Here is a 15318-nt window from a genome sequence, read left to right on the forward strand (position 1 = left end):
GGTGGTCGCGAAGCGACCGGGTTGGAGGACCGACGGTATTGCTCAGCAGAAGAGAGCGCGAAACCCATTTGCCCGTCATGGCCGACGTCTTGCAGACGTTCAAGACAGATCATCGACGCCGTGCGCAGCTGGGCCTCGGGCTTCATCTTCACCACCAGCCTGCCGCCGGCCCTGACGGCGGGCGCCCTGGCCTCGGTGCGCTGGCTAAAGGCCCATCCCGAGGTGCGCGAGGCCCACCAGGAACGCGCCGCCGCCCTCAAGGCCCGCTTCCGCGCCGCCGGCATTCCGGTGATGGAGTCGGTCAGCCACATCGTCCCCGTGTTCGTGGGCGATCCGGTCCACGCCAAGATGATCTCGGACATGCTGCTGGAAGAGCACGGCGTCTACGTCCAGCCGATCAACTATCCGACCGTGCCCAAGGGCACCGAGCGGCTGCGCTTCACCCCCTCGCCCAACCACTCCGACGCCATGATGGACGACCTCGTCAAGGCGATGGACCGCCTCTGGACCCACTGCAACGTGGCGCGTCTNCCTGCGCTTCACCCCCTCGCCCAACCACTCCGACGCCATGATGGACGACCTCGTCAAGGCGATGGACCGCCTCTGGACCCACTGCAACGTGGCGCGTCTGCCTGCGGTGGCGTGAGGACGTCCTGCGTCGGACAGCGGCCGACGCCATCGGCCATGTGGCGCCGTCAGCTCGCCGGGCCCGGCGCCCGCGACGACCAGTGAATGTGGTGGAGGCGCCAGCCGTCGTTGTGCCGCTTCAGCACCATGGTTTCGGTCGTGAGCCGGTTCACGGCGCGGCCGTTGAACTGACCCATGGTGCGGCCTTCGCTGGTGATCCAGGCGACGTCGCCCTCGGCCCAGCCCGATCTGCGCGTCACCGTCGCCTCCGAGGCTGCGGCGAAGGCGGCGTCCGAGCCCAAGTGGTGGGACGCATATTCGTCCCGCGATCGCTCCGCGCCGCCTTCCTCGAAGATCATCACCTCCGGCGCCATCAGGGCCAGCGCCGCGGCCGTGTCGCCGGCCTTGAGGGCCGCGTGGAAGGCGTCGACGACCATGGCCGCCTCCGCGGCTTCCGCGGCGACGGACCCGGCGGCGTGGTCGTGGCCGTGGGCGGGATCCTGGGCGAAGGCGGGCGGTGCGGCCAGAACGGCGATCGCCAGCGCCATGGCAAGAGAGGTGCGGGACATTGGAGGCTCCGGATTATCGTTGGCGCGAGCAGATCGAACCGTCTGCTTCAGGCCGGTTGGTTGTGGCGAGCGAACACGCGGGAGGCGCCCGATCGGAGCACCAGAAGCGTGGCGTAGGGTTCCTTGCGCCCTTCGGGCGTCTCCATGCCGGGAGAGCCGAGCGGCATGGCGGGTACGGCGAGACCGACCGCGGTCGGTCTTTCTGCCAGCAGACGTATAACGTCTTCAGCCGGCACATGCCCCTCTATCAGATAGCCGTCTATCAGCCCGGTGTGACAGGAGGCGAGCGCGTCGGGCATTCCTCGGCTGCGTCGGACCGACTCGAGACTCTCCAGGACCGTGATGGCGGTGGTGAACCCCGCCGCGCGCATGTGCGAGATCCATCCGTCGCAACAGGCGCAGGACGGCGTCTTGAAGACCGTCAGATTTCTCGAGCGGGCGGTCTGGGCGCAGGCGGTTCCCGCCATGCTCATGATCAGGCCGACGCCGAGCAGCAGACGGCGGTTCGGGGTCGATTGCATCAATCTGCGCTCCATGGCGCCGAGTGGACCGGTCCGATGGCCACACGTCAACCACTCAGCCCGGATAATCCCGTCCCGTCCCGGCGTATCGCAGGCAGACGGGTGCGACGGACGGGGCGTGAGCCCCTTGCACAACGATGGATGACACGCGCCCTTTCTTGTACGGGGGGCCAAGGGCCGCGATCTCGATGGCTGTGGCGACCTGTCGCAAGGACTACGCCGCCGGGATGCGTATCTGAACAAGGGGCTGGACAGCCGGCCAAGGGACCCTCGCCTATGACCATGTCACGCCTCGATCGCCGAATGCTTCTCCGGGGCGCCGCCGCCGGAGGCGGTCTGCTGGGATTGCAGGGTCTGCTGCCCGCCTGGGCGCAGACCGGATCGGCCGGTTTGCGAGCGGACATGCCGACGCTGACGGGACCGAACGTTGATCTGACAGTCGGCCACTCGCCCTTCACCGTGGGGGGCCGAACGGGTCACGCGGTGACGATCAACGGGGTTCTGCCGGCCCCGTTGCTGCGCCTGCGCGAGGGCCAGAATGTTCGGCTGTCGGTGACCAACCATCTGGACGAGGAGACCTCCATCCACTGGCATGGATTGCTCGTGCCGTTCCAGATGGACGGCGTGCCGGGCGTCAGCTTCCCCGGCATCGGGGCGCACCAGACCTTCGTCTATGAGTTTCCGATCAAACAGGCGGGCACCTTCTGGTACCACAGCCACTCCAACCTCCAGGAGGCGATGGGCCACTACGGTCCGATCGTCATCGACCCGGCGGGCGCGGACCCGATCGGCTACGACCGCGAGCATGTGCTGGTCCTGTCGGACTGGAGTTTCATGCATCCGCACGAGATCCTGACGAAGCTCAAGAAGAGCCCGGGCTATTTCAACCGGCAGCGCACCACCCTCGCGGGCCTCATGGACGGCGGCGACCGCATGAGTCTGGAGGAGCGGCGCATGTGGGGCGCCATGCGCATGGACCCGCGTGACATCCTCGACGTCAACGGCTCGACCTACACCTATCTGATCAACGGCCACGGACCGCAGGAAAACTGGACGGGTCTGTTCCGACCCGGCGAACGGGTGCGGCTGCGCATCATCAACGCCTCGGCCATGTCGATCTTCAACGTCCGCATTCCCGGCCTGCCGATGACGGTGGTCCAGGCCGACGGCGAGAACGTGCGTCCGGTCGAGACCGACGAGTTCCAGATTTCGGTCGCCGAGACCTATGACGTCATCGTCCGGCCGACCGAGGACCGCGCCTACACCATCGTCTCCGAGGCGATCGACCGTTCGGGCATGGGGCGGGCCACCCTGGCCCCGCGCCCGGGCATGACCGCCGAAGTCCCGCCGCTGCGGGAGGTCCCCAACCTGAGCATGCGCGACATGGGCATGGGTGGAATGGACCACGGCTCAACGGGCGGCATGTCCGGGATGGATCACGGCGCAATGCCCGGCAGGGACCACGGAGCCCCGGCCGAGGGCGCGGCTCCGGCGGGCGAAATGGCGGGGATGTCCATGGCCGGCATGAACATGCGCGATCCGGAGAACGCTCCGCCGGACATGGCGGTGGGCGTCGGCGTCGACATGATCTCCATGGATCCGCAGAACCGTCTGGGCGAGCGGCCCACCGGCCTGACGGACGTCGATCACCGGGTGCTCGTCTACACCGACCTGGTGTCGCTACAGCCCAACAAGGACCAGCGCCCCCCCTCGCGGACCATGGAAATCCACCTGACCGGCAATATGGAACGGTTCATGTGGGGCTTTGACGGCCGAAAGTTCAGCGAATTGGTCGAGCCGATCCGCTTCGAGCGCAACGAGCGCGTGCGGGTGACCCTGGTCAACGACACCATGATGGCCCACCCGATCCACCTGCACGGCCACTTCTTCGAACTGGTGACCGGCGGACCGGCCGGCCATCAGCCGCTCAAGCACACCGTCAACGTCGCCCCGGGGTCGAAGGTGACCTTCGACCTGACCGCCGACGCGCCCGGCGACTGGGCCTTCCACTGCCATCTGCTGATGCACATGCACGCCGGCATGTTCAATGTCGTGACGGTGCGGCCCATCGACGGAGCCGCGTCATGAACCGCCTCGCCGTCGCCCTCGCGCCGCTGATCCTCGCCGCCGGCGCCCTCAGCGCCCAGGCCCAGGCACAGGCACAGGACCCGCACGCGGGCCACACCATGCCTCCGCCGGCGAGGACTCAGCCGGCCACGCCGGTTCCCGACCCCCACGACGGCCACCGCATGCCGGCCCCGGCCGCCGCCCCGGACCCGCACGCCGGGCACGTCAGGCCGCCTGCCTCGCCTCCCGCAGCCGATCCTCACGCCGGCCATCAGATGCCGGCTCGGCCCGCGCCCGTCGATCCGCACGCGGGTCATGACATGGCGACCCCGGCGCCCGCCCAACCTGATCCACACGCCGGCCATGACATGTCCGCCATGGCTCCTGCGCAGGTCGATCCCCACGCGGGCCATGACATGTCGACCATGAGCATGGGACCGCCGGACGTGCCGACCAGCGCCGACAATCCCGGCCGTCCTGCCGAAGACCCGATTCCGGCCGCCGCTCTGAGCGGTCCGACCCATGCCGCGGACCTCATCTTCGGGGCCGAGGCGATGGCCGCGTCACGCCGGATCCTGCTGCGCGAAAACGGCGACGTCCGCACCACGGCCGTCGTGATCGACCGGATCGAAGCCGGCTTCGGCGACGACGGCGAGACCTGGCTCTGGGACGCCCAGGGCTGGAGCGGAGGCGATATCCATCGCTTCTGGTGGAAGTCCGAGGGCGAGGGCGACCTCGGCGGCGATGTGGAGAAAGCCGAGCTCCAGGCTCTCTACAGCCGCGCTGTTGCGCCCTTCTGGGACGTGCAGGCCGGCCTGCGTCAGGACGTCAGGCCCGACGGCGAGGATACGACCCATCTGGTCCTCGGCTTCCAGGGCCTCGCGCCCCACTGGTGGGAAGTCGACGCCGCCGCCTTCCTGTCGACCGAGGGCGACCTGACCGCCCGCGTCGAGGCCGAATACGACCAGCGCATCACCCAGCGGCTGATCCTCCAGCCGCGCCTCGAAATCGACGCTTCGGCCAGCGACATCCCGGAGCTGGAGATCGGCCGGGGCCTGTCGTCCGTCGAGGCCGGCCTGAGACTGCGCTACGAGTTCCGCAAGGAGTTCGCGCCCTATGCCGGAGTCGAGTGGAGCCGCGCGCTCGGCGACACGGCCGACTATATCGAAGCGCGGGGCGGCGAGGCTGAAGACACCCGTTTCGTCATCGGCCTCAGGGCCTTTTTCTAGGCCCGGCGACCTCCCCGGGGGCCGCGCCCTCCCCGCACCTCGCCGGAAGGACGCCGGCTCCCGGCCGGGGCCATCAGGCCGCGACGGTCAGCACCGCCGCCATGCCCGGGTGGAAGCGGCAGACGTAGGGAATTCGCCCCGCCGTCCGCAGCACGGTCCGGCCGCTGGCTCCCGGGGCCAGATCGATGTTGAAAGCACGATTGCGCGCCGTGGCCGTGTGCCGGAACAGGTCGCGGTTGACCCAGACGAAGGGGTCTCCGGTACGGCAGGCAGGTCGGTTCTCCGGCGGCTTCGGCATCGGCGACGCTCGGGTTGATTGCCGGCGCCGCGGGTTCCCTCTCTGTGTCTGCCTCACCCCCCTTGATGCATCCGGGTCCACCTGGGGTCCCTGCAGCAGATATGGCGGCGTCCGGCGTCGCGTCCGGCCGGCCGGCCGGACGTTGACTCGCACTGCCGCCAACCCGACAACCAACCGCATGGAGATCCGGATTCTGTTTCTGGGCGAACTCGGCGCCCGTTTCGGTCGCGAGCATGTGCTGGAGTCCACGGAAGTCCTGACCGTCCAGGAGGTCCGTCGACGGCTCGGCGACCAGGTGGAGGGCTCCGCCGCCGTCCTGACGCGACCGGACGTTCGCCTGGCGGTCGATCAGACCGTGGTCCCAGACACCGCGCTGGTCCGTCCCGACCAGGAAGTCGCGGTCCTGCCGATCTACTCCGGCGGCTGACATGGCGATAACCGCGCTCCTGTCCCGTGATCCGCCCCGCGCAGAGGCCGAGCTTCAAGCCTTCCTCAACGGCCGCACCGGGGACGGAGCCGTGGTCGCCTTTGTCGGCCTGGCCCGCGACAGCGCCGGCGGCGGGCCCGTCACCGGCCTCCATCTGGACCACTACGCCGGCTTCACCGAACGGTCGCTGGAGACCATCGCCGCAGACGCCGGGGGGCGCTTCCCCGTTAGCGACATCCGCGTGATCCATCGTTGTGGCGACGTGGCGCCCGGCGAGGTGATCGTCTTCGTGGCGGTCGCCGCGCCACACCGCCGGGCGGCCTTCGAAGCTGCGGACTACCTCATGGATCGCTTGAAGACCGAGGCGGCGTTCTGGAAGCGGGAGGACGGCCCCGACGGCTCGCGCTGGATCGAGCCGACCGACCAGGACCGCGAAGACCTCAGGAGATGGAGCGACTGATGCCCGGGATCGACGAGAGCTTCGACTTCCACCCGCTGAACATCGCCGTGCTGACGGTCTCGGACACCCGGACGATGGAGACGGACACGTCCGGCGGTCTGCTCCTGGAGCGACTGAACGCCGCCGGGCACCGGCTGGCCGCCCGCGCCCTGGTCCGTGACGACGTGGAGGCGATCCGGGCTCAGGTCCAGGCCTGGGTCGATGAGCCGGACGTGGACGTGATCATCACCACGGGCGGCACCGGGTTCGCCCCCCGCGACGTCACCCCGGAGGCGGTTAGGCCGCTGTTCCAGCGCGAGATGGACGGCTTCGCCGTGGTCTTCCATCAGGCCAGCCTGGGCACGGTCGGGCTGTCCACCCTCCAGTCGCGCGCCTTCGCCGGCCAGGCCGGGGACAGCTTCGTCTTCTGCCTGCCGGGATCGACCGGGGCCTGCCGCGACGCCTGGGATCTGGTGCTGGGCCTGGAGCTGGACAGCCGTTATCGCCCCTGCTCGCTGGCGGGGCAGATTCCCCGCCTGCGAGAGGTCTGCGCATGAACGACCTGAGCCATCTCGACGCCGCCGGCCGCGCCCGCATGGTCGATGTGTCGGACAAACCCTTCAGCGACCGGACGGCGGTCGCCGAGGGAACCCTGACCTGCGCGGGCTCGACCGTCGAACGGGCCCTCGCCGGCGACACCCCCAAGGGGGCCGTGGTGTCCACGGCCGAACTCGCCGGGGTCATGGGCGCCAAGCGTACCGCGGACCTGATCCCGCTCTGCCACCCCCTGCCCCTCACCCACGTCGCGGTGACGGTGACGCCCGAGCCCGCCCTGCCCGGCTTCCACATTCGAGCCGAGGTGCGCACCCACGGCCCGACGGGCGTGGAGATGGAGGCCCTGACGGCCGTCGCTGTCGCCGGCCTGACGCTGTTCGACATGCTGAAGGCGATCGACCGCACCATGGTCATCGGCGCGGTTCGGGTGACGGCCAAGAGCGGCGGCCGCGGCGGCGATTGGGGCGAAGGCGCCGGGGAATGATCGGTTTCGACGAGGCGGCGGCGTTGATCGAGGCGGCGGCGACGCCGCTCGGTCGCGAGACCGTCGCCATGGCCGAGGCCTGTGGCCGGGTGCTGGCCGCGCCGGTCGTCGCCGGTCTCGACTCGCCGGCCTCGGACACCTCGGCCATGGACGGCTATGCGGTGCGCGCGGCCGAGGTCGCCGAACTGCCCGTGCGGTTGCGGGTCATCGGCGAATCCTTCGCCGGGCGCGGCTTTGACGGGCGGATGGGACCCGGCGAGTGCGTGCGCATCTTTACCGGCGCGCCCATGCCTGCGGGCGCGGACCGGGTAATCATCCAGGAGATCGTGCGCCGCGACGGCGACGAGGCCCTGTTCAGCCCCGCCCTGGGCGGGGGCCGTCATGTGCGGGCCATGGGCTCGGACTTCCGCGCCGGTGACACGCTGCTGCAGCCCGGACGCCGGCTCGACGCCCGGGCCATGGTCGCCGCCGCCGCCGCCGACCGGGCGACGGTCGAAGTCTGGCGCCGCCCCCGGGTGGTCGTGCTGGGCACCGGCGACGAACTCGCGGAGCCGGGATCGGCGGCCGGGACCCCGGGCTCGATTCCGGAGAGCGTCTCGTTCGGCGTCGCCGCCCTGATCGCGCAGTACGGCGGCGAAGTGATCGGGCGCCGGCGCCTGAAGGACGATCCCGCGAGCCTTGAGGCGGCCGCCGCCGCCGCGCTGGATGAGGCTGATCTGGTGGTCGTCACCGGCGGCGCCTCGGTGGGCGAGAAGGACTACGCCCGGGCGATGTTCGGGCCTGCAGGCCTGGCGCTGATCATCGACAAGGTGGCGATCAAGCCGGGCAAGCCGGTGTGGCTGGGCCGGGCCCGGGACCGGCTGGTGCTGGGGCTGCCCGGAAATCCGACCTCCGCCATGGTCACCGGGCGACTGTTCCTGGCCCCGCTGGTCGCCGGCCTCTCGGGCGCGAAGGCCGGCTCGGCGCTGGACTGGCGCCCCGCGCGGCTGGGCGGGGCCCTGGGCGCGTGCGGCGATCGCGAGACCTTCCATCGGGCGGCGTGGCGCGACGGCCGGGTCCATCCTCTCACCGACCAGGACTCCAGCGCCCAGAAGGCGCTGGCGGCGGCGGACCTGTTGATCCGCAGACGTCCGGGCGAGCCGGACGCAGCGGCGGGCGACGAGGTCGAGACTCTCGACTTCTGATCAACCCAGCCGGGCTTCGGCTTCCGCCAGTCCGCGGCTGTGTTGACGTTGAAGAAGGGGTCGACGGGCCCGATCGGCCAGTCGACGGCGGTGAACCCGACGGCTTGGGCGAAACCCCTCAGTGAACGCTGTCCCGAGGCGGCGTAGGCCGGGAGCTGCTCGAGCGCGGTGACCCGCCACAGCCCGCAGACCGGATGCAGCCGACCCCCGCTGGCGGCGATGGCGGCGGCGTGGCCGTCAAGCGCCGCGCCGAGCCTCATGGCCAGATCCAGCGGCGCGAACGGCATGTCGCACGGCAGGGTCAGCACCGCCGCCCGACCCTGCTCACGGCCGTACGCGAGCGCGGCGGCGAGACCGCCGAGCGGACCCTCGATCGGCATGTCGGAAATCACCGCCACCCCCTCCGGGGACCCGACCTGCCCCGGGTCGCGGACGGCGAGCGCCACCCGGTCGGAGAGGACCGCCGCCTGGGCGAGGGCGCGGGCGAGCAGGGTTTCGCCAGCGAGCACGCGCAGCGGCTTGCCCCCGCCGATGCGGCGCCCCTCCCCTCCGGCCAGCACCACGACGGCGATGTCGTCCATGATCGTCATGTGAAGATCAGCTTGGCGCCGGCCAGCAGCAGGACAACCCCGAGCACGACAAGCAGCCCGGGCCGGGGCAGGCGGTGCAGGCCCAGCCAGGTCCCGGCGACGGCGCCCACGGCCACGGCGGCGACGAACACGGGAAGCGCCGGCGGCAGGGTCGGCAGCACGCTGACATTGCCCGCAAGGCCGGCGGCGGAATTGACGACAATGAAGACCGCCGCGACCCCCGCTGTCCGCCGCGGCTCCTCCCATCCGAACAGCAGGATCAGGGGGCTGAGGAAGATGCCGCCGCCGGTGCCGGTCAGGCCCGCCAGCAAGCCGAGCCCCGCCCCGGCGGGCAGGGCGATCAAGGCCTTGGGAGGCCGCACGGTCCGGGCCGCGGTCCACGCGGGCCGCCACAGCATCCGCGCCGCCGCGAACCACAGCACCGCCCCCAGCAGGGGCCGGTATACCTCGGGCGACACCTCGATGCGTCCGCCCAGCCACGCCATGGGCACCGCCGTGATGGCGAAGATGAGGAAGAGGCGCGGGTTGAACTGGCCGGCGCGCAGGTACGACACCGCTGCGTATCCGGCGACCACGAGGTTCAGCGCCAGGGCGGTGGGGCGCATCACCTCCATGGGGACGGCGAAGAGGGCCATCAGGCCGAGGTAGGCGGACGCGCCGCCATGGCCGACCGAAGAATAGAGCGCCGCCGCGCCGCCCATCAGCAGGGCGAGCAGGATCACCGTCGAGAGGTCCACGCGCGCCCTCTTCGTCAGCCGCCGACGTCGGCCATGCGGCGCAGGTCGCCGGACTGCGCCAGCATCAGACTGTGGCCCCGGGCCTTGGTCGGCAGCGCTTCGAGAATCCGGGCCTCCAGCCGGCCCGGCGCGATCTCCTCACCCAGCAGGTCGCGCAGATCCACTCCGCCCTCGCCGAACAGGCACAGCCGCAGCTTGCCGCGCGCCGTGACCCGCAGGCGGTTGCAGCCGTCGCAGAAATGGTCGGCGTAGGGCGCGATCAGACCGAAACGGCCCAGATAGTCGGGGTGGCTGTATTCCACGGCGGGCCCGTCCTCGGGTCGGCGCGGCAGCGGGGTCCAGCCGCGTTCGCTCAGCCAGTGCTGGACCGCGGCGCCGCCCAGGTGCTGGCGTTCGAAGACGTCGACATTGTCGAGGGTCCGCATCAGCTCGATGAAGCGCACGGTCGCCGGCCGATCGCGCAGCCAGACGGCGAACCGCTCAACGGCCGTCTCGAAGGTGTCGCGCAGCAGGACCGCATTCAGCTTCACCCCGAGATCGAGATCGAACGCCCGGTCGATCCCCGAAAGGATATCGGGAAGCCGGTCGTGACCGGTCAACCGGGCGAAGGTGTCGCGATCCAGCGAGTCGACGCTGACGTTCAGGTGCGTCAGGCCGGCGTCGCGCCAGGCGTCGACGCGCTCGGTCAGCCTCCAGCCGTTGGTGGTCATCGCGACCCCGGCGATTCCCGGCGTGTTCGCCACGCTGGCGATGACGGCCGGCAGGTCCGTGCGCACCGAGGGTTCCCCCCCGGTCAGCCGCACCTTGGTCACCCCGAGGGCGGCGAAACCGGCGACAAGGCGGCGAACCTCGGCGACCGAAAGAAACCGCGCCTCCGGACCGCGGGCGTAGCCGTTCGGCAGGCAGTAGACGCAGCGGAAATTGCACACTTCCGTGATCGAAAGGCGAAGGTAGCGAAAGCGCCGGCCGAAACTGTCGGTCAGCGCCTCCCGGTCCCGCTCCGCCTCGTCCAGGCCCACCGTTCACGCCTCGTCACGCCCGGCCCCGCGCGACGCGACCGCCCTCTTGCCGGTCACCCTACCGCCGTCCCGGGCGTCGACACCAAGCATATTGTGCCAGCGCCGAATTTGTTCTCGGACAAAGACGGCGATCACCCTCTTCCTGGTGTTCGCCTGATCGCCCTACTCCAGTCGCAGGATGTCGATCACCACGCCCTGTTCCGAACGATGACGATAGGCGATCTCGAAGGTCTCGCCGTAGCGGTCGGTGATCTGTCGCAGGAGCGGCAGGGGGTCGTGGTCGTTGAGGAAGCGCATCGCCTCTCCCGGAGTCAGCGTCTCCAGGGCGCCGAAGATCGCGGCGTGCCGAAAGCGCCGCGCCACGCCCCTTGCATCGAACGGGTGGACGGCCTCGGGGGCCGGTTGAGCGGGCGCGATGCGATCGTCGGCGTCGGTCGAACTCATGACGAAATCTCCTTTGCCCTTCACCTTCGCGCATCGATCCGGCCGGAACCTTGTCGGGGCGCAAGACGGCGGCCGCTTCCTCGGGCAGGTTGAGATCGATGACCCACGATGCGCATTTCCGGCAGCTCGTCGCCGCCGCCCTCGACCAGCCCGAGCCCCACCGCCTGCTGTTCGTTTTCGCCGCGGCCGAGCTGTCCGGGGACGCCACGCCCGCGGAGCGTGAGCGGTTCCTCGCCGGCCAGGGCGGCGCCCTCGCCCCGGTGATGTGCGTGGACAAGGCTCCGGGGGACCTGTCCGACTTCGCCATGCTGGCGGACGAGTCCCGCCGCGCCGGTCCGCCGTGGAGCCTGATGTTCGCCGCCGGTCTCGCCGGCCGCAACGGACGTCCGCCCGAACAGGCCGAAATCGACCAGGCGTTGCAGATGATGGTCGAGACGGTCCGCGACGGCGGTTTCGGACGGTTCGCCGCCTATGACGCCGAGGGCGCGGCGGTCACTTTCGAATGACGGGAGGGACTCACTCCCACTCGATGGTGCCCGGCGGCTTGGACGTGACGTCATAGACGACGCGGTTCACGCCGCGGACCTCGTTGACGATGCGGGTCGCCGTCTTGCCGAGGACGTCCCACGGAAACTCGAAGAAGTCCGCGGTCATGCCGTCGGTCGAGGTGACGGCGCGCAGGGCCAGCACCTTCTCATAGGTGCGGGCGTCGCCCATGACGCCGACGGTCCTGACCGGCAGCAGGACGGCGAAGGCCTGCCATATCTGGTCGTAAAGCCCGGCCTTGCGGATTTCCTCGAGATAGATGGCGTCGGCCTGCTGCAGGGTCTCGACCGCCTCGGGCGTGATCTCGCCGGGGATGCGGATGGCCAGACCCGGCCCCGGGAAGGGGTGGCGTCCCACGAACGCGTCCGTAAGCCCCAGTTCGCGGCCCAGGGCGCGGACCTCGTCCTTGAACAGTTCGCGCAGCGGCTCGACGAGCTTCAGCTTCATGAAGTCCGGCAGGCCGCCGACATTGTGGTGGCTCTTGATCACGGCGGACGGACCGCCCGAGGCCGAGACGCTCTCGATCACGTCCGGATAGAGCGTGCCCTGGGCGAGGAATTCGGCGCCCTCGACCTTGTGGGCCTCGCGGTCGAAGATCTCGATGAACACCCGGCCAATGATCTTGCGCTTGGTCTCGGGGTCCGAGACGCCGGCCAGTTCGCCGAGGAATTCCTTCGACGCATCAACGTGCACCAGCGGGATATTATAGTGCTCCCGGAACAGGGTCGTAACCTGCTCGGCCTCGTCCTTGCGCAGCAGGCCGGTGTCGACGAAGACGCAGGTCAGCTGGTCGCCGATGGCCTCGTGGATCAGCACGGCGGCGACCGAGGAGTCGACTCCGCCCGACAGGCCGCAGATGACCCTGGCGTCGCCGACCTGTTCGCGGATCTGCGCGATCTTCTCGTCGCGATAGGCGGCCATGGTCCAGTCGCCCTTCAGCCCGGCGATGCCGAACAGGAAGTTGCGATAGATTTCGGTGCCGCGCGGCGTGTGGTGGACCTCGGGGTGGAATTGGACGGCGTAGATCTTCCGCGCCTCGTCCGCGATGGCGGCGAACGGCGCCCCGGCCGAGGTGGCGACGACCTTGAAGCCCTCGGGGATGGCGGCGACGCGGTCGCCGTGGCTCATCCACACCGGCTCGCGGTGGTCGACGGCGCCAATGCCCGCGAACAGCGGCGTCTCGTCGGCGATGACGATCTCGGCGCGGCCGAACTCACGGTGATGGCCGCCCTCGACCTTGCCGCCCAGCACGTCGCACAGCAGCTGCTGGCCGTAGCAGATGGCCAGCATCGGCAGGCCGAGGTCGAACAGCTTGCGGCCGATGCGGGGGCTGTCGGGCTCCAGCACGCTGGCCGGGCCGCCGGACAGGATGATGGCCTGGGGCTTCATCGCGTCGACCACCGCCTCGGCCTTGTCGAACGGATGGATCTCGCAATAGACGTTGGCCTCGCGCAGGCGCCGCGCGATCAGCTGCGTCACCTGGCTGCCGAAGTCGACGATCAGGACCTTCTGGTGATCAGCGGGGGCGGTCATGCGGGCTCCGTGGCGGCAGGCGTGAAATGGTCATGCAACAGGTCGAGCGCCTCGGCCAGCCGCTGGTCGATCTCGGCCAGGGCGTCCGTCCAGTGCTCGAGGCGGGACAGGTCCGAGCGGCCGTCCGAGACGCCGCGCAGGCCGATCACCGGCACGCCGAAGCGGGCGGCGGCGCGGACCACGGCGAACGTCTCCATGTCGACCATGTCGGCGTCAACGGCGTCATAGGCGGCGCCGGAGACGACGCTGGCCCCGGTGGCGAGCCGCGCCCCCGGCAGGCCGGCTGGCCCCTCGGCCAGCGGCAGGACGGCGGGCAGGCGCGGATAAGGCGTCTCCCCCTTGGGGAAGCCCAGCACGCTGGCGTCCATGTCGCGGTAGCTGACCTCGGTCACCCGGTAGACGCGGGCGTGGTCGAGCGTGCGCGACCCGGCCGAGCCGAGCGACACCACCACGTCCGGCAGGCCGGGTCCGGCCCTCAGACTCTCGAGCGCATGGGCCACGCCCACCGCGGCCTCGATCGGGCCGACGCCGGTGATCAGCGGGCGGATGTGGTCGCGCAGGGCCGGGCCGTATTCGGGCGCAGCGGCCATGACGCAGAGGGCGGTCTTCGGACCGAAGCTGGAAAGGATCCAGTCCCGGCTCACGCCCGCCGCTCGTAGAGGGCGACGAAGAAGCCGTCGGTGCCGGTCGAGGCCGGCGAAAGCCGCAGCCGCCCGCCGGTCGCCGCCTCGATCAGCCGCGTGCGCGCGGCGTCGGTCAGCGTCTCGGCGGCCAGCACATCGGCCACCGGCAGCGGGCGGAAGCCGCTGTTCGCGGCCTCGAAGGCGTCGGCCACGGCCTCGTTCTCGCGGCTCAGGATCGAACAGGTGACATAGGCCAGCCGCCCGCCGGGCTTCACCAGCGCCGCGGCCTGGGCGAGGATGCGCAACTGCAGGGCGTGGAGCCGCTCGATCTCGTCGGCCTTGAGCCGCCAGGCGTCCTCGGGCCGGCGACGCCAGGCGCCCGAGCCGCTGCAGGGCGCGTCGACGAACACCAGATCGGCCTTGCCGTTGAATTCCTCGACCCCGCCGCCGTTCTGGCCGATCAGCCGCAGGTCGGCCGCGACGCCGGCCCGGGCGAGGCGCGGGCGGATGTTGTCGAGCCGCTTCTGCACCACGTCGCAGGCGATCAGCCGCATCGGCGCGGCCGCCGGTGTCGCCTTGGCCGCCGCCAGCTCGTCGGCGCCGGTCGGCGACCAGCCGGCCCGGCTTGGGGCGGCGACCCGGGCCGGATCGGCGGCGGGCAGGCCCTGCACCGCCAGCGCCAGCGTCTTGCCGCCGCCGCCCGCGCAATAGTCGACCACGATGCTGTCCGGCGTGAACGACAGGCCGGCCCCGGCCACCCAGGCGGTCAGCTGGCTGCCCTCGTCCTGGATCTCGACGCGGCCGGCGTTGAAGGCGTCCAAGCCCTGGACGTTCGGCGCCGGCTCGGACGGCAGGCGCAGACCGACGGCCGACCACGGCGTCCGCTCCGGCGTCAGGCCCACGGCCTTCAGCTCGGCCCGGGCGGCCTCGACCGTGGTTTTGGCCGTATTGACCCGCAGATCGACCGGCGCCCGAGCCATGAGCCCGGCGGCCTCCTCGCTCCAGCGCTGGCCGAAGGTCGCCTTCAGATCCTCGACCACGAAGGCCGGCAGGTCGGTGGCGGTCTCGGGCAGGTCGCCCTCCCCCGCCGCGATCCGGGCGCGCTCCTGTTTCGACAGCGGCCGCGGGCCGTAACCCTCGCCCGAATGCAGCGCCTCGATCTCTTCCAGAGACAGCTTGTCAAGGAAGGCCAGGGCGCCGACCACCAGCGCCCGTCCGTCCTCGCGGCCGCCCATGGCCGCGACCAGCCGGCCGCGCGCGCGCAGCACCTGATAGACCCGCTCGGCCACGGCGCGGCGATCGCCGGAGCCCGCATAGCGGTTGGCGGCGCCCCAGGCCTTGATCACCACCTCGGCGGGGGCGCGGCCCTGGGCGATGCTGTCCAGGACGGAGGCGGCGGCGGCGAGGCGGGCGGCTGGGGTCAATG

The 15318-nt window shown here is 70.8% G+C and carries 17 protein-coding genes and 2 pseudogenes; 9 read left to right on the forward strand and 10 right to left on the reverse strand.

What is annotated here, in order from left to right; translation table 11 throughout:
* Positions 1–105: 105 nt before the first annotated feature.
* Positions 106–530 (forward strand): annotated as a pseudogene (locus tag ASD59_RS12920) (aminotransferase class I/II-fold pyridoxal phosphate-dependent enzyme); the annotation flags it as partial.
* Between the two features lie 165 nt (positions 531–695).
* Here the strand turns inward: ASD59_RS12920 and ASD59_RS12925 are convergent.
* Together ASD59_RS12925 and ASD59_RS12930 are read right to left on the reverse strand one after the other, a co-directional pair.
* A complete protein-coding gene (locus ASD59_RS12925; RefSeq protein WP_055832339.1) occupies positions 696–1196 on the reverse strand; it encodes a YybH family protein in 501 nt (166 codons plus the stop codon).
* 47 nt (positions 1197–1243) lie between these two features.
* The gene (locus tag ASD59_RS12930; protein WP_055832341.1) at positions 1244–1717 is read right to left on the reverse strand and encodes a DUF411 domain-containing protein; all 474 of its coding nucleotides are present in this window, start codon (positions 1715–1717) and stop codon (positions 1244–1246) included.
* Positions 1718–1993: 276 nt separating this feature from the next.
* On the opposite strand from ASD59_RS12930, the gene ASD59_RS12935 reads away from it, so the two are divergent.
* Together ASD59_RS12935 and ASD59_RS12940 are read left to right on the forward strand one after the other, a co-directional pair.
* Positions 1994–3805 carry a copper resistance system multicopper oxidase gene (locus ASD59_RS12935; RefSeq protein WP_055832343.1) on the forward strand — a complete coding sequence of 604 codons (1812 nt, stop codon included), beginning with the start codon at positions 1994–1996 and terminating at the stop codon, positions 3803–3805.
* The gene (locus ASD59_RS12940) at positions 3802–5013 is read left to right on the forward strand and encodes a copper resistance protein B (RefSeq protein WP_055832345.1); all 1212 of its coding nucleotides are present in this window, start codon (positions 3802–3804) and stop codon (positions 5011–5013) included. The genes ASD59_RS12935 and ASD59_RS12940 overlap by 4 nt, the downstream gene beginning before the upstream one ends.
* Positions 5014–5086: 73 nt before the next feature.
* On the opposite strand, the gene ASD59_RS14390 is transcribed toward ASD59_RS12940, so the two are convergent.
* Positions 5087–5311, reverse strand: a complete 225-nt coding sequence (locus tag ASD59_RS14390) for a hypothetical protein (RefSeq protein WP_055832347.1) — start codon at positions 5309–5311, stop codon at positions 5087–5089.
* A gap of 178 nt (positions 5312–5489) precedes the next feature.
* Between ASD59_RS14390 and ASD59_RS14395 the strand changes: the two genes are divergently transcribed.
* The 5 genes from ASD59_RS14395 to ASD59_RS12970 are packed head-to-tail and all read left to right on the forward strand — an operon-like array spanning position 5490 to position 8400.
* Positions 5490–5738, forward strand: a complete 249-nt coding sequence (locus ASD59_RS14395) for a MoaD/ThiS family protein (protein ID WP_055832351.1) — start codon at positions 5490–5492, stop codon at positions 5736–5738.
* 1 nt (position 5739) lies between these two features.
* The gene (locus tag ASD59_RS12955) at positions 5740–6198 is read left to right on the forward strand and encodes a molybdenum cofactor biosynthesis protein MoaE (protein ID WP_055832353.1); all 459 of its coding nucleotides are present in this window, start codon (positions 5740–5742) and stop codon (positions 6196–6198) included.
* On the forward strand, positions 6198–6734 hold the full coding sequence (moaB, locus tag ASD59_RS12960; RefSeq protein WP_055832355.1) for a molybdenum cofactor biosynthesis protein B: 537 nt from the start codon (positions 6198–6200) through the stop codon (positions 6732–6734). Before ASD59_RS12955 ends, moaB begins: the two co-directional genes overlap by 1 nt.
* Positions 6731–7216, forward strand: a complete 486-nt coding sequence (moaC, locus tag ASD59_RS12965) for a cyclic pyranopterin monophosphate synthase MoaC (protein ID WP_055832357.1) — start codon at positions 6731–6733, stop codon at positions 7214–7216. The genes moaB and moaC overlap by 4 nt, the downstream gene beginning before the upstream one ends.
* Positions 7213–8400, forward strand: coding sequence for a molybdopterin molybdotransferase MoeA (locus ASD59_RS12970; RefSeq protein WP_055832359.1), 1188 nt, complete (start codon positions 7213–7215; stop codon positions 8398–8400). Before moaC ends, ASD59_RS12970 begins: the two co-directional genes overlap by 4 nt.
* 128 nt (positions 8401–8528) lie before the next feature.
* Here the strand turns inward: ASD59_RS12970 and mobA are convergent.
* The 4 genes and pseudogenes from mobA to ASD59_RS12990 all read right to left on the reverse strand — a co-directional run.
* Positions 8529–8990: pseudogene (mobA, locus tag ASD59_RS14780) on the reverse strand (molybdenum cofactor guanylyltransferase); the annotation flags it as partial.
* Complete coding sequence (locus ASD59_RS12980; protein WP_082560203.1) at positions 8987–9727, reverse strand: sulfite exporter TauE/SafE family protein; 741 nt, start codon at positions 9725–9727, stop codon at positions 8987–8989. The pseudogene mobA and the gene ASD59_RS12980, both read right to left, overlap by 4 nt.
* Positions 9728–9741: 14 nt before the next feature.
* The gene (moaA, locus tag ASD59_RS12985) at positions 9742–10746 is read right to left on the reverse strand and encodes a GTP 3',8-cyclase MoaA (protein WP_235561826.1); all 1005 of its coding nucleotides are present in this window, start codon (positions 10744–10746) and stop codon (positions 9742–9744) included.
* 162 nt (positions 10747–10908) lie between these two features.
* A complete protein-coding gene (locus tag ASD59_RS12990) occupies positions 10909–11190 on the reverse strand; it encodes a DUF2249 domain-containing protein (RefSeq protein ID WP_055832364.1) in 282 nt (93 codons plus the stop codon).
* 98 nt (positions 11191–11288) lie between these two features.
* Between ASD59_RS12990 and ASD59_RS12995 the strand changes: the two genes are divergently transcribed.
* Complete coding sequence (locus ASD59_RS12995) at positions 11289–11696, forward strand: hypothetical protein (protein ID WP_055832367.1); 408 nt, start codon at positions 11289–11291, stop codon at positions 11694–11696.
* Between the two features lie 10 nt (positions 11697–11706).
* Here ASD59_RS12995 and guaA read toward each other — a convergent pair whose 3' ends face one another.
* Genes guaA through ASD59_RS13010 form a run of 3 tightly spaced genes read right to left on the reverse strand, consistent with a single transcriptional unit; the run spans position 11707 to position 15316 of the window.
* Entirely contained in the window at positions 11707–13269 is a 1563-nt protein-coding gene (gene guaA, locus ASD59_RS13000) for a glutamine-hydrolyzing GMP synthase (RefSeq protein WP_055832369.1), read from the reverse strand.
* Complete coding sequence (locus tag ASD59_RS13005; RefSeq protein WP_082560204.1) at positions 13266–13913, reverse strand: 5'-methylthioadenosine/S-adenosylhomocysteine nucleosidase; 648 nt, start codon at positions 13911–13913, stop codon at positions 13266–13268. Before ASD59_RS13005 ends, guaA begins: the two co-directional genes overlap by 4 nt.
* Positions 13910–15316, reverse strand: coding sequence for an RsmB/NOP family class I SAM-dependent RNA methyltransferase (locus ASD59_RS13010; RefSeq protein WP_055832371.1), 1407 nt, complete (start codon positions 15314–15316; stop codon positions 13910–13912). The genes ASD59_RS13005 and ASD59_RS13010 overlap by 4 nt, the downstream gene beginning before the upstream one ends.
* Between the last annotated feature and the right edge of the window lie 2 nt (positions 15317–15318).

The organism is Brevundimonas sp. Root608, assembly GCF_001427825.1.
Classification (GTDB): Bacteria; Pseudomonadota; Alphaproteobacteria; order Caulobacterales; family Caulobacteraceae; genus Brevundimonas.